This window comes from Pseudoclavibacter sp. CFCC 11306 (assembly GCF_008831235.1).
In the GTDB taxonomy this organism is placed as follows: domain Bacteria; phylum Actinomycetota; class Actinomycetes; order Actinomycetales; family Microbacteriaceae; genus Pseudoclavibacter_A.
The window spans coordinates 975,814-999,481 of record NZ_WBKF01000001.1; the positions used below are offsets into that span (position 1 = coordinate 975,814).

19 protein-coding genes are annotated in these 23,668 nt (G+C 65.2%); 6 read left to right on the top strand and 13 right to left on the bottom strand.

The genetic code is table 11. The features are described 5' to 3' along the window. Positions 1-105 precede the first annotated feature (105 nt). From F8O09_RS04285 to F8O09_RS04300, 4 genes are read left to right on the top strand one after another with little or no spacing between them, the layout of a single operon-like run. Positions 106-1,062: a branched-chain amino acid ABC transporter permease gene (locus tag F8O09_RS04285; protein ID WP_225732863.1), complete on the top strand. Its 957-nt coding sequence runs from the start codon at positions 106-108 to the stop codon at positions 1,060-1,062. 9 nt (positions 1,063-1,071) lie between these two features. Continuing rightward, complete coding sequence (locus F8O09_RS04290) at positions 1,072-2,046, top strand: branched-chain amino acid ABC transporter permease (RefSeq protein WP_158030858.1); 975 nt, start codon at positions 1,072-1,074, stop codon at positions 2,044-2,046. After that, positions 2,039-3,205, top strand: a complete 1,167-nt coding sequence (locus F8O09_RS04295) for an ABC transporter ATP-binding protein (RefSeq protein WP_158054044.1) — start codon at positions 2,039-2,041, stop codon at positions 3,203-3,205. Before F8O09_RS04290 ends, F8O09_RS04295 begins: the two co-directional genes overlap by 8 nt. Then, on the top strand, positions 3,202-3,939 hold the full coding sequence (locus F8O09_RS04300; protein WP_158030856.1) for an ABC transporter ATP-binding protein: 738 nt from the start codon (positions 3,202-3,204) through the stop codon (positions 3,937-3,939). The genes F8O09_RS04295 and F8O09_RS04300 overlap by 4 nt, the downstream gene beginning before the upstream one ends. A 993-nt stretch (positions 3,940-4,932) precedes the next feature. Here the strand turns inward: F8O09_RS04300 and F8O09_RS04305 are convergent. Both F8O09_RS04305 and groES read right to left on the bottom strand, forming a co-directional pair. After that, complete coding sequence (locus F8O09_RS04305) at positions 4,933-6,195, bottom strand: ABC transporter substrate-binding protein (RefSeq protein ID WP_158030855.1); 1,263 nt, start codon at positions 6,193-6,195, stop codon at positions 4,933-4,935. 498 nt (positions 6,196-6,693) lie between these two features. Further along, positions 6,694-6,987, bottom strand: coding sequence for a co-chaperone GroES (groES, locus tag F8O09_RS04310; RefSeq protein ID WP_158030854.1), 294 nt, complete (start codon positions 6,985-6,987; stop codon positions 6,694-6,696). Positions 6,988-7,152: 165 nt separating this feature from the next. Here groES and F8O09_RS04315 point away from each other — a divergent pair, with 165 nt between their 5' ends. Beyond that, positions 7,153-8,757, top strand: coding sequence for a class I SAM-dependent methyltransferase (locus F8O09_RS04315; RefSeq protein ID WP_158054045.1), 1,605 nt, complete (start codon positions 7,153-7,155; stop codon positions 8,755-8,757). On the opposite strand, the gene F8O09_RS04320 is transcribed toward F8O09_RS04315, so the two are convergent. From F8O09_RS04320 to glmS, 9 genes are all read right to left on the bottom strand, one after another. Continuing rightward, entirely contained in the window at positions 8,738-10,660 is a 1,923-nt protein-coding gene (locus F8O09_RS04320) for a ParB/Srx family N-terminal domain-containing protein (RefSeq protein ID WP_158054046.1), read from the bottom strand. The genes F8O09_RS04315 and F8O09_RS04320 overlap by 20 nt on opposite strands. A 126-nt stretch (positions 10,661-10,786) precedes the next feature. Further along, positions 10,787-11,473, bottom strand: coding sequence for a DUF4190 domain-containing protein (locus tag F8O09_RS04325; RefSeq protein WP_192497551.1), 687 nt, complete (start codon positions 11,471-11,473; stop codon positions 10,787-10,789). 120 nt (positions 11,474-11,593) lie between these two features. Beyond that, positions 11,594-12,754, bottom strand: coding sequence for a tRNA (adenosine(37)-N6)-threonylcarbamoyltransferase complex transferase subunit TsaD (gene tsaD, locus F8O09_RS04330; RefSeq protein WP_158054048.1), 1,161 nt, complete (start codon positions 12,752-12,754; stop codon positions 11,594-11,596). Beyond that, on the bottom strand, positions 12,747-13,388 hold the full coding sequence (rimI, locus tag F8O09_RS04335) for a ribosomal protein S18-alanine N-acetyltransferase (protein WP_225732864.1): 642 nt from the start codon (positions 13,386-13,388) through the stop codon (positions 12,747-12,749). Before rimI ends, tsaD begins: the two co-directional genes overlap by 8 nt. A gap of 2 nt (positions 13,389-13,390) precedes the next feature. Continuing rightward, positions 13,391-14,002 carry a tRNA (adenosine(37)-N6)-threonylcarbamoyltransferase complex dimerization subunit type 1 TsaB gene (gene tsaB / locus F8O09_RS04340; protein ID WP_158054049.1) on the bottom strand — a complete coding sequence of 204 codons (612 nt, stop codon included), beginning with the start codon at positions 14,000-14,002 and terminating at the stop codon, positions 13,391-13,393. Beyond that, the gene (tsaE, locus tag F8O09_RS04345) at positions 13,999-14,571 is read right to left on the bottom strand and encodes a tRNA (adenosine(37)-N6)-threonylcarbamoyltransferase complex ATPase subunit type 1 TsaE (RefSeq protein ID WP_225732865.1); all 573 of its coding nucleotides are present in this window, start codon (positions 14,569-14,571) and stop codon (positions 13,999-14,001) included. The genes tsaB and tsaE overlap by 4 nt, the downstream gene beginning before the upstream one ends. After that, on the bottom strand, positions 14,564-15,760 hold the full coding sequence (gene alr, locus F8O09_RS04350) for an alanine racemase (RefSeq protein ID WP_158054051.1): 1,197 nt from the start codon (positions 15,758-15,760) through the stop codon (positions 14,564-14,566). The genes tsaE and alr overlap by 8 nt, the downstream gene beginning before the upstream one ends. A 119-nt stretch (positions 15,761-15,879) precedes the next feature. After that, positions 15,880-16,359 carry a holo-ACP synthase gene (locus F8O09_RS04355; protein WP_158054052.1) on the bottom strand — a complete coding sequence of 160 codons (480 nt, stop codon included), beginning with the start codon at positions 16,357-16,359 and terminating at the stop codon, positions 15,880-15,882. 18 nt (positions 16,360-16,377) lie between these two features. After that, complete coding sequence (glmS, locus tag F8O09_RS04360) at positions 16,378-18,228, bottom strand: glutamine--fructose-6-phosphate transaminase (isomerizing) (RefSeq protein ID WP_158054053.1); 1,851 nt, start codon at positions 18,226-18,228, stop codon at positions 16,378-16,380. A gap of 163 nt (positions 18,229-18,391) precedes the next feature. Here glmS and coaA point away from each other — a divergent pair, with 163 nt between their 5' ends. After that, a complete protein-coding gene (gene coaA / locus F8O09_RS04365) occupies positions 18,392-19,384 on the top strand; it encodes a type I pantothenate kinase (protein WP_158054054.1) in 993 nt (330 codons plus the stop codon). A gap of 37 nt (positions 19,385-19,421) precedes the next feature. Here the strand turns inward: coaA and glpK are convergent, their stop codons facing one another. Continuing rightward, positions 19,422-20,981: a glycerol kinase GlpK gene (glpK, locus tag F8O09_RS04370; RefSeq protein ID WP_158054055.1), complete on the bottom strand. Its 1,560-nt coding sequence runs from the start codon at positions 20,979-20,981 to the stop codon at positions 19,422-19,424. Between the two features lie 29 nt (positions 20,982-21,010). Beyond that, the gene (locus tag F8O09_RS04375) at positions 21,011-23,605 is read right to left on the bottom strand and encodes a helix-turn-helix transcriptional regulator (RefSeq protein WP_192497552.1); all 2,595 of its coding nucleotides are present in this window, start codon (positions 23,603-23,605) and stop codon (positions 21,011-21,013) included. Positions 23,606-23,668 lie beyond the last annotated feature (63 nt).

The following is a 23,668-nucleotide window of genomic DNA, read 5'->3' on the forward strand; positions in this document are numbered from 1 at the left end:
CACAAAAGCGAGGTAGCTTGTGTGCCACCCGTCGCAACCCCCTGTGGGTGGTGACGGTGACGCGTGCGGCATCCCACGCGTCCATCGCCAAACGGGGAGGCTCAGTTGACAACGGCCTTGACAGCAAGTGCGCTCGCTCACGCGGCGCCCACAGTCGTGCTCGCACAGGAGGGCGGCGGTTTTCTCACCGATCAGTTCGTGCCGAGCCTGATCAACGGGGTGATCTTCGGACTCATCCTCGCGCTCGCATCGATCGGGGTGTCGCTGATCTACGGAACGACGAAGCTCAACAACTTCGCACACGGTGAGCTGGTCACATTCGGCGGTTTCGTCGCCGTGACCGCGATGACCACGCTGGCGCTGCCGGCCTGGATCGCCGTGATCCTGGCCTTCGTAGTCGGCGGCGTCTTCGGCTGGGTACAGGATGCCGCCCTCTGGAAGCCGCTGCGCAAGAAGCGAGTGGGCATCATCCCGCTGATGATCGTGAGCATCGGCCTCTCGCTCGCGCTGCGCTACCTCTACGCCTTTCTCTTCGGCCCCGACCGCATCGTGATGCCGGTGTCGAGTGACGCCTGGCTCGTGCTGGGTTCGGTGCGGCTTCGCCAGTGGGACGTGCTCGGTTCGCTGGTGGCCATCGTGCTGCTCATCGTCACCGCGGCGCTGCTGACGAAATCCCGCATCGGCAAGGCCACGCGCGCCGTCGCCGACAACCCGGCGCTGGCATCCGCATCAGGCATCGACGTCAACCGGATCATTCGGGTGGTGTGGACGGGCGGCACCGCACTCGCGGCCGTCGCCGGCGTGCTGCTCGCGTTCTATCAGACCCAGCAGTGGGACACCGGCGCGTCGATTCTGCTGCTCATCTTCGCATCGGTCGTGCTCGGCGGTCTCGGCACCGCATACGGCGCTCTCGTCGGTGCCCTCATCATCGGCATCGCAGTGAATCTCTCCAGTCTGTTCCTGCCGGGCAGCCTCAAGTACGTCACGGCGCTCGTGATCATGATCGTGGTGCTGCTGGTTCGCCCGCAGGGCATCCTCGGTCGCAGAGAACGCATCGGATAAGGGGCAACCATGGATCTGTCGTTCATCTCACAGGCTCTCGGCGAGATCATCTCGCCGACCACGGCGGCCTACGCGCTCGCCGCACTCGGTCTTTCGATTCACTTCGGCTACACTGGGCTGCTCAACTTCGGTCAGGCCGGCTTCATGGCCGTCGGCGGGTATTTCTTCGCCATCACGTCGAACACCTTCGGGGTGCCGTTCTTCGTCGGGCTGCTGTTCAGCATCCTCGGAGCCGTGCTGTTCGGGCTGCTGCTCGGCATACCGACGCTGCGCCTGCGCGCCGACTACCTCAGCATCGTGACGATCGCAGCCGCCGAGATCATCAGGCTGGTGGCCAAGACCCCCGAGCTCTCGTGGCTCACCGGCGGTTCGGCCGGCATGCAGAGCGGCTCCGACTCGTTCCAGTCGCTCAACCCGATTCCCGTCGGCCTCTATGAGATCGGTCCGCTGACCTACACCGAAGAGGATCTCTGGACGATCATCTTCGCGTGGGTCGTCGTCGCCCTCTCGATGCTCTTGGTCTGGCGTCTGGTGCGCAGCCCCTGGGGTCGCGTGGTCAAAGCCATCAGAGAAGACGAGGATGCCGTTCGCTCGCTCGGCAAGAACGTCTTCGCCTACAAGATGCAGGTGCTGATTCTCGGCGGCGTTCTAGGCGGCCTCGGAGGCATGATCTTCGTGCTGCCGCGGTCGGTGCAGCCGGACAACTTCGGCACGCAGACGACGTTCTTCCTCTGGACGATCATGCTGCTCGGCGGCGCCGCCACGGTCTTCGGCCCCATCGTCGGCTCGATGATCTTCTGGGTGGTCATCGTCGCGACCGACGGCATCGTGTCGCTGCTGGTCAGCGAAGAGATCCTGCCGATCACCGGCGTCCAAGGAGGCCAGGTGCGTTTCATCCTCGTGGGCGTCGCGCTCATGCTGCTCGTGATTTTCAGACCGCAGGGTCTGTTCGGAAAGAAGTCGGAGGTGTACTTCAATGCCTGACACTCCCCTCACACCAGTGCCCGAGCCGCAGCCGTCAGATCCCACGGTGCACGCCGTCGGCGAGACGTCGCAGGGCGGTTCGACTGTGACAGCCGCCTCAGGCGGCGCACGCCCGATCGCAGCGGAGCCCGCCGCACCGGGATGCAAGAAGACAGACCCGATCGTCGTCGCAGACGACATCACCCGCTCATTCGGCGGCAACACCGCCGTCGATGTGGAGCACGTCGAGATTCCGCGCGGCGTCATCACCGCACTGATCGGCCCGAACGGCGCCGGCAAGACCACGCTGTTCAACCTGCTCAGCGGCTTTGACAAGCCGAACACCGGCCGCTGGTCGTTCGACGGCACCACGCTGTCGGGCATCCCCTCGTTCAAAGTGTCGCGTCTGGGGCAGGTTCGCACCTTCCAGCTGACCAAGTCGCTGGCGATGCTGAGCGTGCTCGAGAACATGAAGCTGGGCGCCAAGGATCAGCGTGGCGAGCACTTCTGGAGCGCCTTGTGGCCACCGGCGTGGAAGAGCCAGGAGAAGGCGATCGAGGCGAAGGCCATGGGCCTGCTCGAGAAGTTCCTGCTCGACAAGAAGAAGGACGACTACGCTGCGGCGCTCAGCGGCGGGCAGCGCAAACTGCTCGAGATGGCGCGTGCGTTGATGAGCGACCCGCAGTTCGTCATGCTCGACGAGCCGATGGCGGGTGTCAACCCGGCGCTGACGCAGTCTCTGCTCGGTCACATCGTGCGGCTGAAAGACGACGGCATGACCGTGCTCTTCGTCGAGCACGACATGCACATGGTGCAGGCGATCGCCGACTGGGTGATCGTGATGGCGGAGGGCCGCATCGTGGCCGAAGGCGAGCCCGGTGTGGTTATGCAGGATCCAGCTGTGATCGACGCATATCTGGGATCGAACAAAGATCGCGACCTCGGTGAGGTGGTGGCCGAGATCCGCGCCGAGCACCGTGCGACCGAAAGGCCGCAGGGCGATGCGAGCACGGCATCCGGCGCAGGCTCAGCCCCACGTGCAGCCGGCGGTTCGCAGGCCGACGCGAGCACAGCATCCGGCGTCGACGCAGCACCGCCCGCAACCAGCAGTTCGCATGGCGACACGAGCAGAGCATCCGGTGCTCACGCGGCCGGCACCACTGAGGAGGACCCACGATGACCGAGCGCGTTCTTGAGACGAAGGATCTGGTCGCGGGGTATCTGCCCGGCGTGAACATTCTGAACGGGTGCAACACCTATGTCGAGCGGGGCGAACTCGTCGGTATCATCGGCCCGAACGGCGCTGGCAAGTCGACGCTGCTGAAGACGGTGTTCGGCATGGTGAGCGTGCGCTCGGGCAGCGTCGTGCTCGACGGGCGCGACATCACCGGCCTGAAGGCCGACAAGCTGGTTCGCGCCGGCGTCGGGTTCGTGCCGCAGACCGAGAATGTGTTTCCGAGTCTGACCATTCGCGAGAACCTCGAGATGGGGTGCTTTCAGAAGCCGAAGCTGTTCGGGCCGCGGCTGGAGTTCGTGACCTCCCTCTTTCCGGAGCTGTCGAAGCGTCTGGGGCAGCGTGCCGGCGGGCTCTCTGGCGGTGAGCGCCAGATGGTCGCCATGTCGCGGGCGCTGATGATGGATCCGAAGGTGCTGCTGCTCGACGAGCCCTCGGCGGGGCTGTCGCCGGTGCGGCAGGACGAGACGTTCCTGAATGTGGCGCGCATCAACGCCGCCGGGGTGTCGGTGATGCTGGTCGAGCAGAATGCGCGGCGCGCGCTGCAAATCTGCGATCGCGGATATGTGCTCGATCAGGGCAAAGACGCCTATGTCGGACCTGGTCATATGCTGCTGAATGATCCGAAGGTGATCAAGCTGTATTTGGGCACCTTGGCCGAGGATCACACCGCGGGGTAGACGCCGGGCGCGGTCGTCGCGGCATGTGTGCCGGGCGGTAGCTGGGCGGTAGCTGGGGATGGTTGGGTACAGTCGGTGGCTGGCATCGGTCGGTGGTGGCTTTGCACACAGTTGACTGAGCAGGTGCATGCTTTGCACCCCCCCTGAGCAGCTGCATGCTCTTGTACACAGTAGGCTGCACAGCAGCTGCGACTCCGCAGTCAGGAGTACCGGCCGGCCAAGCATCCTCACCCAACAGGAGCATTGTGCCCAACAGGAGCATTTGCACCAAGCAGGAGCAGATTCAGGCTTTCTCCAGGCCCTGTTCAGTTCATTTGCTCCTCTTCGGCGCATTTGCTCCTGCTTGACAGAAGCAATGTCGAGCTCTGTGCGCGAATGCTCCGAATCCGACGCATCTTCACGGCAAATGCTGGTCTCAAGACGTGGCAGCCTGCAGTCAGCTCCGCACTGTCGACCCAGATCTTCGTGATGATGTGAGAGAGAGAACGACGCTGTGAGGACTTTGCTCACTCATCGCCCAAGCAGCAGTGCCGATGTCGTCAGTGCCACCACACGCATGAACACAGGATTGTTCTCACAGCATCAGACTTCGAGCTCCTAGACACATTCCTTCCGTGCTTCACGGCACGCATCTGCGCATACCCACCGTGCTTCACGGCACGCACCTGCACATACCCGCGCAGACAGAGCATACTCACACAGCATGCACCTGTACAGCGCACAGGCGCACTGCGCGCACCTGCACAGCGCGCACCTGCAAGCATGCACCGCTTGGCAGCGGCACACGCACAACACCCCGCTGCGCCTACAGATCACAACCATGGCACCCCGCAACTCCCCCAAACCGCCACAGCCAACGCCCACAACACGCCGCCGCCACAGACCACACAACACCCAACACAGCGCCACGCTGCACCGCACCGCACACACCCAAAACGCAGAGATGGGGTCGTCCCGAAGGACGACCCCATCAGATCAAATGCCTGCCGAGAGTCAGCTGGCCGAGACCTCTTCCTGACGCTTGAACGTCGTGGTGTTGTTGGCATCAGTGACCCCGTAGAACGAGATCGTCGCCTTGGTCACATCACCGTTGCCATCGAAGTCGATCGGCCCTGAGAAGCCGTCGTAGTCGATGTCCTTGCCATCTTTGATGAGCGCCGCGCAGTCCTTGAACGACGTGCACTTCTCGCCGCCTTCTGAGACCGACTGCAGGTTGTCTTTGATGGTGGTGCCGTCGGTCTTGCCGCCCTGCAGCGCCGCAAGCGCCGCGAGCACCGTCGCGTCGTACATCTCGGGTGCGTAGACGGTCGAAGTCAGAGAGCCACCGGCCTGCTGCTTGACGCGGTTGATGAAGTCATCGAGGCCCTCGTACGGACCGGGCTGCGAGAAGGTCGCCCCCTGGATGGAGGTGTCGCCTGACTTCATGATGCCGTTGTTGCCGTCTGTGCCGTACAGCTTGGCAAAGTCGAAACCGTTCGTCTGCAGAGTCTGCACAACGCCCTTGAACTGGTCGAACGAGATGGCCACGAGAGCATCGGGGTTGCCGCTGATCGCCTGTGACACCTCGCTCGAGATGTCCTTGGCCGCAGGATCAAACGACTGCTCCTTCGACACGGTGCCACCCTCGGCCTCGATCGACGCCTTGACCGCATCCTTCAGACCCGAGCCGTAGTCGTCGTTCATGAACAGAATCGCCACGTTCTTCTTGCCGTCGGCGACAATCTGCTTGCCGAGGCTCTTGCCCTGCAGCAGGTCAGAGGGAGCAGTCCTCCAGTAGTATCCGCCGTTGTCATCGATGTTCGTGAAGCTGGGCGAGGTGTTCGAAGCCGAGATCTGCACGACCTGACGCTTCGAGACCGTCGGCAGCACGTTCTTCGATGCCGCCGAAGAGGCCGCGCCGAGAATCACGGAGTTCTTCTCGATGAGCGACTTCGCCGACGTCGTCGCGGTGTCGGTGGTCGAGTCGCCCTCGTCTTTGATGTCGGTCTTGACCGTCAGGCCGGCGTCTGCGGCATTGATGTCTGACGACGCAAGCTCGATGGCTGCGGTAAGCGTCGGCCCCATGAACGACAACGAACCGGTCTGCGGCACAAGACCGCCGATGTTCAGGGTCGAGTCGTCACCGCTGCCCGTCGAGCCTCCCGACTTCGCGCATCCGGTCAACGCCAGCGCTGCAACAGCGCCAATGGCGATGAACTGGGCTCCGCGTCGCATAAACGTCGACCCGAACTTCCGTGCGTTGGATTCTGTTGTCATATGTACTCCTGCTCCTTTGCATCGAGTTCTCCTCGTGCGCTCATGACGTTATGTGCGCAGAGTTACGCCAGTATATCCAAGTGTTTCGTCCTGATTTCGCCGTGTCGGCGGCTACGCCCGAATGCGTTGGTGAGTCGTATATGTTCTGGGCCTGCGGATGCTTACCCGGCTAAGATGTTATGCCTCAGCCGCGAGGGCGAATCGGTACCCCAGAGGCACAGCACGCAGAAGCATGCGGGGCGACGAGTGCACAGCAGGGCGCATGCGCCAGCGGAGACACAGACTTGCAGACGGGCACACAGGCCCAGGCACGCACACAGACGTGCAGACATACACGCAGGCAGGCAGGCGCAGGCAGGCACACGGACACGCAGGCTCACAGCCACACAGACACACAGAGGGCGGAGACGCCGAAGCATCTCCGCCCTCTGCACGGCGAGGCGCGCTCTGCACACCTCAGCCGAAGAGTCTCAACCGTTCAGACTCGAGTGACCAGTCTCAGTCAACGATCGCGAGCAGATCGCGAGCCGACAGCACGAGGAAGTCCTCGCCGCCGAACTTGACCTCGGTGCCGCCGTACTTGCTGAAGAGCACCTTGTCGCCGACTTTGACGTCGACCGGGATGCGATTGCCCTTGTCGTCAACGCGGCCGGGACCCACAGCGACGACCTCAGCCGTGCTGGGCTTCTCTTTCGCGGTGTCGGGGATGACCAGACCTGAAGCAGTGGTCTGCTCCTGCTCGACCAGCTTGACAGCAACGCGATCTTCGAGTGGCTTGATGGAAACCGACACTTGTGACCTCTTCCTTTTCATCCATTTCATTGGACTGAATGAACACAACTGAGGCACCCTCCATGGGTGCAATTAGAACTGTAGCCACGTGTTAGCACTCGTGCAACCCGAGTGCTAATCATCGTCACATGAACCCGTGTCAGCGGCTCGTGCCACAATTGCAGCGTGACTCCCGAAGACGCCCGTACCCTGCTCACGCCAGAAGCGCTCGCGCTGCTCGACAGCCTCCCACCGCTCGAGTCGCCCGAAGACATGCTGCGCATCTCGACCCGCCTGCATAAAGAAGGCATCGCCCCGGCGCTGATCGCCGCCGCGCTCACCCAGGCGAAGCTGCGCCGCCGGGCTCGGGTCAAGTTCGGCGAGTTCAGCGACCGCATGCTGCTCACCGAAGACGGCGTGCAGCAGGCTACGCGACTGCCGGTCGCAGCAGCGCATGCCTCTCGGCTGACGCGAGCCGGCATCCGCCGAGTGGCTGACCTGGGGTGCGGCATCGGCGCTGATTCGCTTGCCTTCGCCGCCGCCGATGTGGATGTTCTGGCCGTCGACGCCGACCCGGTCACCGCCGCCTTCGCGGGCTTCAATCTCGCGCCTTGGCCGAACGTGCGGGTGCGACAGGCGCGGGCCGAAGACGTCGATCTCGCACGAGAGCTCGGCGGCCTCAGTGACGACCACTCAGTCGATGAGACTTCGACAGACGGTCGCGACGGCAGCGCAGAGAGGCGCTCTGACAGCGCCCGCGCAGCAGATGACAGCAATGCGCGCAGCAGCGAGACAGACGGCGACACTGACAGGAGACGCGATTCGGGCAGCAACAATGCACACAGCATTGATGCACGCAGCCGCACAGAAGGTCAGTGCACTGGCGCAGTGTTTCTCGACCCGGCTCGGCGCGTCGCAGAGACCTCTGGCAGTACGTCGCACGAACACGCACACAACCGTGCCCCAGGGCGCGGGCGCGGATCGCACCGCACGTGGAACCCCGAGCAGTTCTCCCCCAGTCTCGACTGGGTGTTCGAGGTCGCACACCGGTGGCCGACCGGAGTCAAACTCGGGCCGGGTCTGCCGCACGAGCTGATCCCAGACGACGCCGAGGCCGAGTGGGTCTCTGACAACGGCAATGTCGTCGAGGTGTCGCTCTGGTTCGGCGCCCTGACCGAGCAGCCCGGAGCGCGCAGCGCGCTGCTGCACGATGACACCGGCTGGCACCGCATCGTGAGCGACGGCAGCGACCCACAGGTGGGGTCACTGCAGCGCTGGCTCTACGAGCCCGACGGAGCGGTCATCCGAGCGCGCGCATTGGGCACCCTCGCTCAGCAGCACGACCTCTCGACGATCGACGAGACGATCGCCTATCTGACCGGCTCAGAGCTCGTCGAGAGTCCGTTCATGCGCGGGTTCGAGGTGCTTGACGACCTGCCGTTCGACGAGCGCAAGGTGAAGGCCCGACTCGTCGAGCTGGGAGTTCCCCGGGTGACCGTGAAGAAGCGCGGTGCCGATATCGACCCCGCAGCGCTGGCCAAACAGTGGAACAGACAGCTTGGCAAGGCACTGGGCAAGAGTGCCGCCAGCGCCACGATCATGACCGCAGACGAACAGGTCGACAGAGGCCCAGCAGGTAGACCTGCTGGTTCTGACGCTGCAGACGAGCCAGGCACGACGACTACCTCGGCGGGGCCGACCGGTCGATCAGGCCGGACGACCGGCGAGGCCATCGTGTTCGTCACACGAGTGGCCGGCCGTCACCGCGCGATCATCGCTCGCCGCGCCTGAGCGTACGAGCAGAGAAGAGCACGACTGCTCCGGCAAGCAGAGCCAGCGAGCCGAAGACCGCGAGCGGCTGCACGAGTGCAGCGGATGCTCCGGTCGATGCGAGCCTGCCCTGGCCGTCGGTCGTCGTCTGTGTCTGCTTCTGGTTCTGCGGCTGCTGCTGAGTCTGCGCCTGCTGCTGGTTCTGCAACAGGTCAGCGCCTGCTGCCGGCGTCTTCGCCGGGTCTTGACCATCTGGCGCCGGGTCTTGACCATCTGGCAGGAGCGTACCGGCGTCGGCACCCTCGTCAGGTTTCTGACCCGAGACGGTGAGCTTCGCGCTGCCGACCAGACCGCTGTCTGCAGCCGTGGAGTCGAGGCCGCGCAGCCACGCCTGCAGCTCATGCTCCCCAGCGGCGAGCCCCTGCGGCAGGGTGGCCTGCGCGGTGAAACGGCCCGCATCGTCGGTGACCACCGTGCCGAGCACGGTCGGGTCGGAGTGCACCTCGAGCCCCAGCGGCGAATTCGTGACGAGCCCGGTGCCGGTGATCGTCACCGCAGCGCCGGGCGCGAAGTCGGCAACGGCATCCGTCTGCGACGTCGTCGGCCCAGCCGCACCCGCCGCACCCGCCACATGCCCAGCTGCACCGGCAGCCGCGCCGTTGGGCGTCGCCGCGATCGTCAGCTTGCCGGTTACCTTGGTCTGGTCGACGAGCGTCGTGGCCTGATCAGGATCAATGCCCTGCGCGCGCAGCGCGGCACGATGCTGCAGCATGTAGGCGATCTTGCCGGGCTTCGCATCATCGAACGGCTTGCTGAGCTTTCCGAATTCGCTCTTCGACCCGGTCTTGCCGTCGTCCCATTCTTTGAGTCTGCCCAGCTCCTTGGCCGTGAAGCCCGACGCCACAGGAGCCGAGCTCTTCAGCGCGACCTGTCGTTCGGTCATCGCTTTGACGGTCGCCAGCGCGGTGTCGGCGTCTGCATCCCACCCGGCGAGACTGCCCGTCTCGCCGCGCACGCCGAACTGGCCCTCACGCAGCCATTGTCCCCAGTAGAACTCCTGGAACGGAATCGTGCCCGCCGTGTAGCCGATGTCGCGGCCGAAATAGAGCAGACTGCGATACTCATCGTTCTCGAAGCTGCGCAGCCCCACCGCGGTCGGCAGCATCTTCGGCTCGATCGACCTGCCGTTCGCATCCTGCAGCCACGTCCATTTGTTGGCCTTCATGGCGTTCCAGAACTCAGCGGGCGTCTTGTCGCTGAGGTTGCCGAGCACTTTGAGCCGGACGTGAATGTTCATGCCGCCGTCAGCCGTCAGCTCTGAGAACGAGGTGAGCGTGTGATGGCCGTCTGTGAGGTACAGACTGCCACCGGGGCCGATCACGACGGTCTTCATGGCTGCGGTGCTGTCTTCTGTCTCTGCACCCAGTGCGATCTCACAGGTGAAGCTCGACGGGTCGTCGAGGCGAGCGCCCTTCGGCGTGTCTTTCGCCTCAAGCTGGCCATTGGCTTCGCACCAGTCGTCGAACTTCTTGTTCGTCTTGTCTTTGCCTTGCGTGTAACGACCGAGCTTGTAGTACACCTCGTCGTAGCCCAGCGACGGCTGCGTCGGATGCACATCGCCGATGCGCACGTCGACCAAATCGCCCGGCTTCGCGGCGAGGTAGCCGGTGCGATCCGGCGCCGACGAGACGATGTGCCCGCTCTGCATGTCTGCCGCAGGCTCAGCCGCCGCGGCCTTGGTCGTGCCGATCGCACCGGCAGCAGTGCCGCCAGAGATGAGAGCCGCCGCGGCCAGCGTGGCGAGCAGACGCCCGGCCGCAGAGCGTACTGCCCGGCTCGGCCGGCGAGCGCATGTCGCGTGGGTCGGCTGGGCGATGATGTCTGTATGGGGATGCGATGGTGCGGCCGGTGGGCGGATCGTCATTGCGCTCTCTCTGCCGCGCGTCACACACGCACCGGCTCCGAGAGCATAAGTCAGCCGAGTGAGCGCTGTTCAGCCGCGCAGTGAACGTTCCGTGAACACACGGCGATCCCGAATCTGCGGGCGGCATCACACATTCAGATTGTCGAGCTCGTCTCGCAGCTGATTGAGCTGATCCGGCGGCACGACGCCGTTCAGCGACGAGGGGTCGTTCATCAGCATGATCACCAGGATGATGCCCAGAATCAGAAACAGCAGACCCACAGCGACGGTGATGTAGCCCATAATGAGGCCCGCGAGCCCCATGCCGCGGCCTTGTTCGCCGCGTCGCTTGATCTGGCTCAGACCGATATGCCCGGTGATGATCGCGACGATGCCCGGCAGACCGATCAGTTGAAAGAACGTGACGACAGAGAGCACGCCGCAGATCAGGCTGATGATCGAGAGCACGTTGGTCTTCGCATTCGGCAGCACCGAGCTGCCTTGGGGCGAGAAGCGCTGGGCGGGCACCGGCGTGCCATACGGGTTCTGCTGCCCGTACTGCCCCGGCTGCCCGTACGGGTTCTGCTGCCCCGGCTGGCTCTGACCAGGCTGCCCGTATTGTCCGTACTGCGGCTGCCCGACGGGCTGCTGCCGCGGATCCTGCTGCCACCCCTGCTGATCATTGCCTGCGGGCTGTGTATCGGCGTCGTAGCCGGGCGCGTACTGCCCGTACTGCGGCGCCGGGCGCGGGCGCGACAACGTCTGATCGTCAGGCACGCCCGATGTAGCCGCAGCGTCGTCTCGAGGTGAGCTGTTCGGGGTGTTCTCGCTCATGTGCATCCTTTCGAGGCCGATGCCTCGTCGGTTCTCTGGGTCAGTCTATGCGCGCTGCGATTCTGAGCGGCGCACCTCAGCCGCGGGTGCTGATCTGTGCCAAGTGATGACGGCGCCAGCCTAGCCTCGCGGTGCAACGTAGGCGTCGGTAACCGGCAGCGTCGAGTCGGCCCCGAAGTCAAGCCCGGTCGGCGGTTTGCCCGCCATCACCAGCTGCGCGCCGAGCGAGGCGATCATCGCGCCGTTGTCGGTGCAGAGCGACAGTGCCGGAATACGCAGGCTCACGCCGGCATCCGCCGCACGCTCGGTCGCGACCTGACGCAGACGGGCGTTCGCGACCACGCCGCCGCCCAGCAGCAGTCGCGGCACGCCGTGGTCGGCGCAGGCCTTCAGCGCCTTGGTGACCAGCACGTCGACGACGGCCTCCTGAAAGCTCGCCGCGATGTCGGCGACCGGCAGTCCGGTCTCGGCCGCCGCGCGCGCGGCATCGTCGAGTTCGCCGCCCACCTGCTGCGCCTCCGCCTGCGAGACCCAGCGGGCCACGGCGGTCTTCAGCCCCGAGAACGAGAAATCGTACGGATGCCGGCGCAGGTCTTTCGCCGTGCTCAGGCCGCGAGGAAAACGAATGGCCTTCGGGTCGCCCGCCTCGGCCGCTCGCTGGATGCGCGGGCCTCCTGGGTAGCCGAGCCCGAGCAGACGTGCGGTCTTGTCGAAAGCCTCACCAGCCGCGTCATCGATGGTCTCACCGAGCAGCTCGACGTCGTCGACCAGATCACGCACAAGCAGCAGCGAAGTGTGCCCGCCCGAGACGAGCAGGGCGATCGTCGGAGTCTCGAGGTGACCGCTGTCGAGAATCTCGGCACCGACATGGCCGACGAGGTGGTTCACCGCGTAGAGCGGTTTGCCGCTGCCGAGCGCGAGGCCTTTGGCCGCCGAGACGCCGACCATGAGAGCGCCGGCGAGCCCCGGGCCGCTTGTGACGGCGATCGCATCGACGTCGTTCATGGTGATGCCTGCGGTCTTGAGCGCCTGACGCAGCGTCGGGCCGAAGGCCTGCACGTGCGCGCGAGCTGCGACCTCGGGCACCACGCCGCCGAAGCGTGCGTGCTCCTCCATCGACGAGGCGACGGTGTTGGCCAGCAGGGTCGTGCCCTGCACGATTCCCACGCCGGTCTCGTCGCATGAGCTCTCGATGCCCAGCACGATGGGAGCGTCTGCTGCGGGTTTCGCAGGAGGGACAGCTGCCCCCGCAGAAGCTGCAGAGAGTATGGGTTCAGTCATTCGAGACTCCAAGTCTGCTGACGGTCTGGTTCACTGCCTCGTCGCGATCTGTGGGCTGTGCGGCAGTCGGTCCTGCTGCGTGCGCGCCTGCTGAGCTCAGACCCCGCGCGGCGGCCCAACGGTGCAGGTCGAGCCGCATCACGGTCGCATCCTCACCATCAGGCTGGTAGTAGCGCGGACGCGTACCGATCACGCCGAAGCCCTCGCTCTCGTAGAGTCCGCGAGCGACGGAGTTGCCAGCGCGGACCTCGAGAAAGAGCTGGTGCGCTCCCCTGGCTTTGGCCGTGGTGGCGAGGGCGGTCAGCAGGCGGCGGCCGATTCCCAGCCCGCGTGCTGCGGCATCCACCGCGATGGTGAGCACGTCGGCGTCTGATGCCCCGCGAGCCGCGAGCACCGCTGCGAACCCGAGCATCTCGGCCTCGTGCGGCTCCGCACGCCTCTCGGCTACCCACACGGGGCTGTCCGGGCTCGCGACTGTCTCGGCGAGCATCGTCGGAGTCCACGGGTCGTCGGGAAAGCTCGCCTGCTCGATGCGGCTGATCGAGGTGAGATCGGCCGTCATCGCCTCGCGCAGCGTCACGCCGTTCTGAGACGCTGCGGGCAGGAAGGCCTCGGCCCGTGCCGCCTCGACCACGGTCAGAGCACCTGCTTGGGCTTCGCGCGGCCCACGTCAGGCTGGCGCACGTAGATGGGGTCGGTGCCGCGCTGGTCGAGGCCGGCCTCGTGCCGCAGCCAGGCGATACGACCGAGGCCTGCAGCCGACACGTTCGGCGACATGACGACCTGTTCGCAGGTCTCTGGCCAGGTGTTGGGCTCTGTTCGGGCGGCACGAGTCTCATGCGGAATGCCGTGCTGGTCAAGGCAGTCGTACTCGGTCACGAAGACCTCATGCCGACGCGCGTCGGTGGCCACCGAGATGGGGCAGGGCTCAGCTGGAGCGAGCGCGTCGACGGCGACGGCGTCATGACTGGCCACGCCGACGACCGGGCAGCCGACGCCTGCGGCGAACCCGACGCCAGCGGCGATGCCGACGCGCAGACCGGTGAAGGGGCCTGGGCCGACGCCCACTACCACGAGGTCGATCTCTTCTGCGGCGACGTCTGCCTCGTCGAGAGCCTCAGTGACGAGCGCACCCACGGCCTCGGCGTGCCCGCGGGTGTTCTGGTCGTCGCGCACAGCGATCGGGGTGCCGTCGCGCAGCAGCGCGATGCTGGTGCCGGCAGAGGTGTCGAGGGCGAGGATGATCATACGGCCTTCGATTCTACCCGTGCGGCGAGGTCGTGTGCACGGCGAGGCCCATGCGCTGCGATGATCACGGTGCGGGTCTGCGGTGCGGCAAAGAGATCGTCGGCGTCGTTCGACGCTTCGGCGGATGCTTCCTCGCCGTCGTCGCCGGGTGCGGCTGTGGGGTCGTCGGGTGCGTCCTCTTCAGGGATCAAGTCGATCGACACCCAGCTGTCGGCGAGCTGTCCGACCCAGTCTCGCCCCCATTCGATGACGGTGGCCGAGCCTTCGAGATCGAGGTCGAGATCGTCCAGCTCGATGCCGCTGGTGAGACGGTAGGCGTCGACGTGCACGAGTGGCGCGCCGCCGACCTGTGAGGGATGCGTGCGAGCGAGCACGAACGTGGGACTGGTCACCGGACCGCGCACGCCGAGGCCTTCGCCGAGCGAACGGGTCAGGGTAGTTTTGCCTGCGCCGAGCGGGCCGTTCAGCACGAGCAGATCACCGCGCTGCATGATCGAGCCGATGCGGCGACCGAGGTCTGCGATGTGCTGCTCGTCGACGCCGTGCAGCGTCGCGATGATGTCACGCACCGTGGGCCTGACTGCGGTCTGCGGCGCCGAGACGACTTTCGGCATCGCCCTCGGCCGCACTGGCACGAGCCGTGTCGTTCTGATCCACACCGTCCTGGTCGACATACACACGCTGCGGACGATCGCCGATGCGGGTCACGATCTCGTAGTTGATCGTTCCAGCAGACTCGGCCCAGAGCGTCGCCGAGGGCTCGCCGCGTTCGGGGTCACCGAGAATGACCGCTTCGTCGCCGATGTGCACGTCGTCGTCACCCACGTCGATCACGAACTGATCCATCGCGATGCGTCCGGCCACGGGATAGATCTTGCCTCCGACGAGCACGCCGCCACCCTCTGACGCCTGGCGCGGCAGACCGTCGGCATAGCCGAAGGGCACGAGGGCGAAAGTGGTCTCGCGCGGGGCGCGGTAGAGGTATCCGTACGATGCCGGAGTTCCCTCGGGCACACGTTTAATCTGCGCCACCTGCGTCGAGACGCGCATAACCGGCGTGAGCCCAAGGTCGACACTCGTGCGCTCGTCGGGCGACAGCCCGTACGAGCCGATGCCGATGCGAACCATGTCATAGCGGGCCTCGGGTCGGTCAAGCGCGACGCCGGTTGCGGCGATGTGCCGCAGACGCGGGTGGATGCCGTACTCGGCTGCCGTCTGCAGCGCATCGTCGAACACGCGCAGCTGGTCGGTGTCGTCGTCGACGCTGGTGTTCGACAGGTGCGACATCATGCCTTCGACGTCGATCTGACCGGCGGCCTGGAGTCGGGCTGCGGTCTCGAAGAAGTGCGGCCACTGTGCACGCGTGGCACCGTTTCTGCCCAGGCCTGTGTCGATGGCGAGATGCACGGTACGCGCACCGGCCGCTGCCGCAGCCTCGATCTGGTCGGCGGTCGAAAGTCCGAGTGTGATGTCGTGGCGCGCGGCATCGGTGAAGTCGGTGCCGGGCAGATGCAGCCAGGCGATGATCGGTTTGCCGATGCCTGCCTTGCGGAGTCGCAGCGCCTCTTCGAGCGAGACCACGCCCAGATACGAGACGTCGGTCTGGTCAGCGACCTTGGCGAGCTCGACGGCGCCGTGTCCGTATGCGTTGGCCTTGAGCACGGCGAGCACTTTCGCGGGCTGCACCCGCTGCAGAATGGTCTCGAGGTTATGCCGGTAGGCTGCGCGATCGACGCGCACCTCTTGCAGAGAAGTCATGAACTCTATTGTCGCACTGCCGTGGACTGGTGAAGACATTTTCTCGCCGTCTGCGGCAACATCCTTCGCCCCGCAGCGGCCGGCTCTCGGCGGGGTTAACCCAATGGCTCCCCGATGCCTCAGTCCAGCGTCTCAGCGACCACAAATGCCTGGGCCACCGGTGCGTCGTGCGTCAGCGACACGTGCAGGTGCAGCCCCCGGCTTTGCACATGCGAGGCGATCGCCCCCGTCAGCTCGAACCGAGGGGCACCATGGGCATCATTCACCACTGAGATGTCTGCGAAACGAAAACCTCGCACACCGCCGCCCAGTGCTTTGATCAGTGCCTCTTTCGCAGCAAAGCGAGCCGCCAGCTGCTCGGGGCGCAGGGCCCTCGTCATGTGCTTCGGATGCTGCTCAACCGTTCCAGCATCCGTCGTCTCTTGATCTCGGTCGCCGTCCTGGCCGTCTGCAACACGAAGCTTGTCCGTACCACGAGACTCGTCTGCGCCACGAAGCTCGAGAGGCGAGAACAGACGCTCACGCAGCTTTGGAGTGCGCTGCAGGTGCTCGGCAAACCGATCGAGGTTGACCGTGTCGAGGCCAATGCCTGCGATCATGGCGTGTGCCCGCAGCCGCTACTCGACCGTGACCGACTTCGCGAGGTTTCGCGGCTGGTCGACGTCAAGCCCCTTTGCCTCGGCGAGCTCCATCGCGAACACCTGCAACGGCACCACGGCGACGAAGGGCTGCATCAGCGCGGGCACCAGTGGCAGTGCGATGACCTCATCAGCGAAGGGCAGCACCGCAGTGTCGCCCTTCTCAGCGATCGCCAACACGCGAGCTCCGCGAGCGCGGATCTCCTGAATGTTCGAGATCACCTTGGCGTGCAGCAACGGCGACTCGCGCGGGCTCGGCACCACGACGAACACCGGCAAACCGGGCTCGACCAACGCGATCGGCCCATGCTTGAGCTCACCCGCGGCGAACCCCTCGGCATGAATGTACGCGAGCTCTTTGAGCTTGAGCGCCCCTTCAAGTGCAACCGGGTAGTCCACATGGCGGCCCAAGAACAGCACCGCACGGGTGTCTGCCATCCAGTGGGCCAGGTTCGGAATCGCCTTGCTGGCTTCAAGCGCCTCGGCGATCGCCGGCTGCAGCTGCGCGAGCTGTTCGGTGATCTCAGCGACCTCATCGCCGGTAAGTGTGCCGCGCACCGCAGCCAGGTGCAGCCCGAAGACATAAAGTGCCGCGATCTGGGCCACGAACGCCTTGGTCGAGGCGACGGCGACCTCGGGGCCGGCATAGGTGTAGATGACGCCGTCAGACTCACGTGGAATCGTCGCACCCTGCGTGTTGCAGATCGAGAGTGTCTTGGCCCCCTGCTCGCTGGCCCAGCGAATGGCCATCAGGGTGTCCATGGTCTCGCCCGACTGCGAGATCGAGATGACCAGCACACGGTCGTCGAGAATCGGGTCGCGGTAGCGGAACTCATGCGAGAGTTCGACGCTGACCGGCACGCGGGTCCACTGCTGCAGCGCATAGGCCGCAGTCTGGCCGGCGTACGAGGCAGTGCCGCAGGCCACGATGATGATGCGGTCGATGTGCCTCAGCAGGTCGGCATCCACCGCGCCGAGCTGGTCGACGACCACGTGCCCGTCGGCGATGCGGCCGAGCAGCGTGTTGGCGACGGCCTCGGGCTGCTCCGAGATCTCTTTCGCCATGAAGCTCTTCCAGCCGCCCTTCTCAGCAGCCGTGGCATCCCACTCGACCTCGAAGGGCTCGGGCTCGACCGCGTTGCCCTCGAAGTCGGTCACGTCGATCGAGTCGGCGGTGATGATCGCGATCTGATCCTGACCGATCGCATAGGCGTGTGTCGTGAACTCGACGAACGCGGCGACGTCTGAGGCGAGGAAGTTCTCGCCGGTACCGCGGCCGATCACCAGCGGTGAGTTGCGACGGGCGCCGATCACGGTGCCAGGCTGATCCTGGTGCACGGCGAGCAGAGTGAAGGCTCCTTCGAGACGCTGCACCGTGGCAAGAAACGCCTGGTACAGGTCGCCCGTGCGGCGGTACTCACGGCCGAGCAGCACAGCTGCGACCTCGGTGTCGGTCTCTGAGATGAACTCGTACCCCTCGTCGACGAGCTCCTGCTTGAGCTGCGCGAAGTTCTCGATGATGCCGTTGTGAATCACGGCGAGGCGTCCGTCGTCGCCCAAATGGGGATGCGCGTTCACGTCTGTGGGGCCGCCGTGGGTCGCCCAGCGCGTGTGGCCGATGCCGGTGCTGCCGGCCTCCAGCGGAGCATCCTCGATCGAATCGACCAGATTCTGCAGCTTGCCGGCGCGTTTACGCACACCGAGTGTGCCGTCTTCGGCGACTATCGCGACGCCTGCTGAGTCATAGCCGCGATACTCCAACCTGCGCAGGCCGTTGAGCAGAACGTCAAGGGTGTTTCCGGGGCCGACATAGCCAATGATTCCACACATGGTGCAAATCTTACGGCATGGCCGAGAGGCGTCTGAGCACGTCCAGTGCCGCCCCGTCCTGCCGTGGTGTCGATGGGGATGCGATCGCGTCTCGCAGCGGAGTCAGCGGTCGGAGAATGCGGAGATGTGCGGGAATGCTCGCAGGTGAGGCATGATGGAGGTCATGCCAGCCAATGACGCCAAGACGGCTGCGGCCGTCGAAGAGCGTGTCTCACCTGCCGCTGCATCTGAAGAGCGGCCCTCGCCGTTCTGGCAGATTCCACGCCACTCGTGGTCAGAACTCGCCCCTAAGGTGCCGAACCCACTGACGGTGAGCGAGGTACGGGCACTGCGCGGGCTGGGAGATCCGCTCGATCTGCGCGAGGTCGCAGAGGTCTACCTGCCGGTCAGTCTGCTGCTGAAGAACTTCGTGGTGAACCGGCAGGGGCTCAATCACCGACTGCAGAACTTTCTGCGCACCCGTGGCAGCGGCACGCCCTTCGTCATCGGCGTCGCCGGGTCGGTCGCCGTCGGCAAATCGACGGTGGCCCGCCTGCTGCGCGAGCTGCTGTCGCGTTGGAGTGAGATCGACAGCGTCGATCTGGTCACCACCGACGGATTCCTGATGCCCAACGCCGAGCTCGAACGCCGTGGGCTGCTCGCACGCAAGGGCTTTCCCGAATCGTACGACCGCCGTGCGCTGCTGCGCTTTCTCAGCCAGGTGAAGAGCGGCGCGCCCGAGGTGCGAGCGCCGCAGTACTCACATGTGAAGTACGACATCGTGCCCGGCGAAGAGATCGTCGTGCGCCGCCCCCAGGTGCTCGTGTTCGAGGGACTGAACGTGCTGCAGACGCCGAGCGACAGCGCACAGGCCGCAGTGAGCGACTACCTCGACTTCGGCGTCTACGTCGATGCGCGCACCAACGACATCGAACGCTGGTACATCGAGCGGTTTCTCAAGCTGCAGGCGAACGCCTTCGACAGTCCCGACGCCTATTTCAAGAAGTATGCCGGGCTCAGCCCTGACGAGGCGACCGAGATCGCCGACCGCATCTGGCGCACGGTGAACCTGCCAAATCTGCGGCAGAACATCGCACGCACGAGGTCTCGCGCCGACCTGATTCTCGAGAAGGCGGCCGATCACACGGTGAACCGAGTGCTGCTGCGCAAGCTGTAGTCGATGCAGGTGCTGCGGCGGGCTGCGTGGCAGCGCATCAGGCGAGGCCGTAGCTGCGCGGCAGAGCGTCGGCCCATTGTGCACGCATGCGGGTGCGAATCGCCTCATCAGGCTGCGGCTCGAAGCGACGACCGAGCTCGGTGAGCTCACGCAGCTCGTCGAGATCGTGCCACACCCCGACCGCGAGCCCCGCGGCATATGCCGCGCCGAGCGCCGTCGTCTCGAAGGTCGTGAGCCGCTGCACGGGCACGCCGAGCAGATCGGCCTGCATCTGCATGAGCAGGTCGTTCGTACTCGCTCCTCCGTCGACGCGCAGCTCGCTAATCTCACGCCCCGACGCCTCGACCACGTCGGCGCTCTGGTGTGCGATCGCTTCGAGTGCGGCACGCGCGATGTGCGCCTTAGTGACATAGCGTGTCAGCCCGACGATCACGCCGCGCGCGTCGGGCCTCCAGTACGGTGCGAACAGCCCGCTGAACGCCGGCACGATCACCACCCCGCCGTTGTCGTCGACCTCGTTCGCGAGCGCCTCGATGTCGGCGGCGTCGTCGAAGAAGTCGAGGTTGTCGCGCAGCCACTGCACCAGTGACCCGGTCACCGCGATCGATCCCTCAAGCGCATAGCTGGGCGCCTGGCCATCGAGCTGGTAGGCGATGGTGGTGAGCAGCCCGGCAGCCGAGTCGATCACCGGTTCGTCACCTGTGTTGACCAGCAGAAAGCTGCCGGTGCCGTACGTGTTCTTGGCGTCTCCCGGTCGGGTCGCCGTCTGCCCGAAGGCCGCTGCCTGCTGGTCACCGAGGATGCCTGCGATCGGCACCCCGTCGAGTGCGGCCGGCAGCCCGGCCGCGGCGGCGTCGACGCTGCCGAAGACATGCGATGAGGGGTGCACCTTGGGCAGCATGCGCCGAGGCACGTCGAAGCCGGCAAGCGCTTCGTCGCTCCAGTCGAGGTCGAGCGCGTCGAAGAGCAGCGTGCGCGAGGCGTTCGTCACATCGGTGGCATGCACCGTGCGCTCGCCGTGCGCTCCGCCGGTGAGATTCCAGAGCACCCAAGTGTCCATCGTGCCGAAGAGTGCATGACCTGTCTCGGCGGCTTCGCGCAGCCCTCTGACATGTTGAAAGAGCCACAGCAGTTTGGTCGCTGAGAAGTACGGATGCACCGGCAGCCCGGTGATCTCGCGCAGCCCGTCGACTCCGATGCGTTCGATGATGCGGTCGACCAGCGGCTGCGAGCGAGTGTCCTGCCACACGATCGCATCGTGCAGCGGCTCGCCTGTCTCAGGGTTCCAGACCAGCGTCGTCTCACGCTGATTCGTGATGCCGATCGCCGCAGGAGGACGACCGTTCATCGCCTCGACGACCTCGCCGACCACCCTGCACGTGTTGTGCCAGATCTGCCTGGCATCCTGCTGTACCCAGCCGGGTTCGGGAAAGACCTGATCATGCTCGCGCTGCGCGACGGCCAGCGCGTGGCCGACCGCGTCGAAGGCGATCGCGCGGGTGCTCGTCGTGCCCTGGTCGATCGCCAGAAGATAGCGCTGGTCTGCACTGCTGGATCGGTTAGGCTTCCGGGGCTTTTCAACAGGTTCGGTCTTCATGACGTGCCTCCTCTGTTCTGAGCGGCGCCTCACAGGCTCGCCCCTCGGACGGGGTCGGCCGAGTCTGAGACGAACAGGCCGAGTTGGTAGGCGCGGTTGAGTGCGTCATCCCGATTCTTCACGCCAAGCTTGCGATAGAGCGATGTGCGCTGTGTCTTCACCGTATTGACCGTGACGTGCAGGTCAGCGGCCATCGCAGACGTCGTGCTCCCCTGTTTCAACAGTCTCAGCACTCCGAGCTCACGCGGCGTCAGGTCGACCTGCTCTCTCGGGTCCGCGCCGATCGGGCGTCGCCAGAGCGCGACCAATGCGACCTCGGTCTCGCTGAGCGGGGAGGGATGCCGACGTCGCCAGTCGTCCAGCATCTCGCAGGCGATGCTGGACGGCAGCATGCGATGCGGCAGGCTCAGGCCGTCACGCAGCGCTGCCTCACTGGCCGCATCGTAATATCGCAGCGCAACGTCCCGTTGTCCTTTCTGCCAGAGTGCGGCGGCCGCGAAGAGCGCACCGACCACACGTCCGCGCAACGCGACAGTGGTATCTGTCGCCACGGTGATGCCGTCGGCCGCAGCCGTATCGTACCGAGCCGCCTGCAACGCGATGATCACTCGAGCGAGACGTGCCGGAGCGAAGTCCGGGTCGACTCTTGCGAGATGCTGCTCAGCTTGTGGTATCAGCCCGCCAGTCGCACATGCGCCGGCCCAGAGACCATAGAGCTGCTGCTGTGCCGCCGTCGACCACGACACCTGTCCGTCGTGCGTTTCGACCTGTCTGAAGATGAAGGCGTTCGCCGCGTTAATACCCCGGGACACCATCAGCCCCCACCCGATCAGCGGAACCGCATCGGCCCAGTACTCCGAGCGAGGCAGATGTGGATTGACGGCGTCCAGATGTTCGTCCATCATCTTCTCGTCAGCACGTTCCAGAGCGATCATCGCACCGGCCAGTCGAAGATAGAGCCCGTTGTGCGAGCTCTGCCACCCGTACGGTCGCTGCTGCCCGAACCCTTGTTCGGCGAGTTCCTCTGCCTCGTAGAGGTGGCCTTCGAGGGCACACTGATACGACATGATGCCGATCGCGCTGCCGCGGGACAGCGTCGGTCGGCTGGCGTCTGAGACCTGCAATGCGCGCATTGCCTGGTCTCGTGCATGTCTGCTCTCGCCCAGCCGAAGATGTCCGAATGCCGCCTGCAGCCGCTGATACTCCTCGACATCGGCCGAGATGAGCCCCGGCTGCGCATCGAACTCGTCAAGCTGGGTCTCAAGTCGCTGCAGAGTCGTGCGCAGATCATCCCATTGCCCGGTGACGCGCTGAGCCACCGAGATCATGCTCAGCAGCGTCGTGCGGCGTCGACCTCGAGCATCCGGGATCTCCTGCATGGCGACATGTGCCGCCTCAGTGAGCTCGGCTGCCCCTTGTCTGGCCTGGGTCGCCGACTTCATGCGCATCAGCCCCCGCATGTAGAGCACCAGCGGTTCGGAGCGAATCGTCTCAAAATCAATCTCGTTGAACGAAGCGGCGACTTCGGCGTCGATGGCCATCAGCGAGGCATGCAGATGGTTCGAGATCAGATCGTTCAGCTTCGGCATGGCTCGTCCTCGAGCAGCGTGCAGAATAGCTGCGCGCCAATCGCCACGACGTTCGGCCCATGCCGACACCATGCGGTGGATGCGGCGGCGACGCACCGCCGGAATCTCGGCTTGTCGCGCCTCGGCGACGCTGACGAGCATGTCGTGGTATCGGAAGAGCCCTTGGGCAGAACCGCCCCACGGCATCCAAGTGCCCAATCCATGCCGTTGCAGTGCGTCGACGATACGCTCTGCCTCTGCCACTGAGACCTCGGCCATCTGAGCTGCCTGTTCAATCGAGAAAGTCTCAGCGAAGCTCGTCAGCGTGATGAATTCAGCGGCACCGGGCACGCGCATGCCGTCAAGAATTCGAGATTCGACGAAGGCGAGCGTGATCGAGGTGACGAGTGCGTCCCACTCCGCTGCCCGAGTGTGCTCCAGCTCGGCCAGCACCAGTCGGACCGGCATCGGCCATCCACCGGTCTGTTCACGCAGATGCCGGGCCAATGTCGTGGCCTGAGGCCCGACCTCTCGCTCGAGCAACTGCCGGCATTCGTCCTCGGTCAGGGTGAACTCGTCTGCACGAATGATCGCCGCGCCTGAGGCGTACAGATCGCCGCCCATCTCAGGAGCGATCATGTGCGCCGTGATCACGAGACAGAGCTCACGACAGTAACGACTCATCAGCATGACGTCGTTCGCTATCTGCCGATCGATCAGGCGCTCACCGCCGTCGACGACGAGCACGACTTTGGTGCCCCGTTGCGACACCTCACGCGCAATTCGCACGGGCACGGGCACCACTGAATCGTTCGGGTGATCAATGGTGCGTTGCACATCGAGGTCAGGAATGATCCCGGCGTGCGCAAGGCTCTGTGCGATTAGCCGCCAGAACCCTTCGCGTGTGCGTCTGCCCTCGTCGACGCTCACCCACAGCCGCACCGTGCCGTCTTCCGGCTGGCGGTGCGCCCAGTCGGCGAGAGCGGTCGTCTTGCCACAGCCGGACGGTCCGAGCAAAATCAGACCGATCTTCTGCTCGATGCCGCGATCGATCAAGGCAGTGAGTCTCGGACGGTGTAGTACGCCGACCGGAACATGGGGAGCCCCCAGAACGCCCCC